Genomic DNA, 783 nt, shown 5'->3' on the forward strand with positions numbered 1-783 from the left:
AGGATTGGCGAGAGCCTTTCCATGAAGTTGCAAGAGTGGTGCTTCGGTACCTGCGCTGGTCAATGCGGTTACCCCCTTGTTGGGATATCGGAATACCGGTGATGACGGCAATAAGAAAAATGTCTGTATCCATGTCTTTGGACATACGTAGTCAAAAATTACTATTTGGCTACATTGCACACATTTTTTGCAGCAGCAGTGATCATTATTATTGCTTTTTGCGGCATGAATTATTTTATCACGTTCATGTAGTCAAGCGGTCAAGTCCCTAGGGGCTTGACCACTTTTTTACTTGAAATAATCGACTGTCTTTATACTTTTTAAAAAAATAATAAAAACTTTACCTAAAAATATTCTCCGAAAGTTAGCTACTTTTTCACAATGCAAAAAGGGAAGATAGCACAAACTTTTTATCCGGAAAAAACAAGTTTGTGAATTAACTAGCTTAAAAATGGCCTTTTCCTTGATATGACGGCTTTTGATAGCACTTGCAAAAGTGAAAAAAAGTGGTTTAATTAAAAGCTGTAAGTAATAATTTTTAAGGAGATTCACTTATGGCAAAAATTAAGGGCGCAAACGCCGTTTTAGATGTTATGTACAAGTGGGGCATTGACCACCTTTACGGTTTCCCAGGTGGTTCTTTTGACTCAACCATGAACGCGATCTACGAAATGCAAGACAAGGTCAAGTTCATCGAAGTTCGTCACGAAGAAGCCGGTGCCTTGGCTGCCTCAGCAGAATACAAGCTTACTGGCAAGCTTGGTGTCTGCATGGGTTCAGCTG

General features: G+C 39.7%; 1 protein-coding gene. It reads left to right on the forward strand.

Features of this window, described 5'->3' with window-relative positions; translation table 11 throughout:
* Positions 1-554 precede the first annotated feature (554 nt).
* Positions 555-783 (forward strand): thiamine pyrophosphate-binding protein (locus lacNas_RS05475; RefSeq protein WP_244661426.1); only part of this gene is annotated, 229 nt, incomplete at its 3' end.

Origin of the sequence: Lactobacillus nasalidis (assembly GCF_016587775.1) — a bacterium.
In the GTDB taxonomy this organism is placed as follows: Bacteria; Bacillota; Bacilli; order Lactobacillales; family Lactobacillaceae; genus Lactobacillus; species Lactobacillus nasalidis.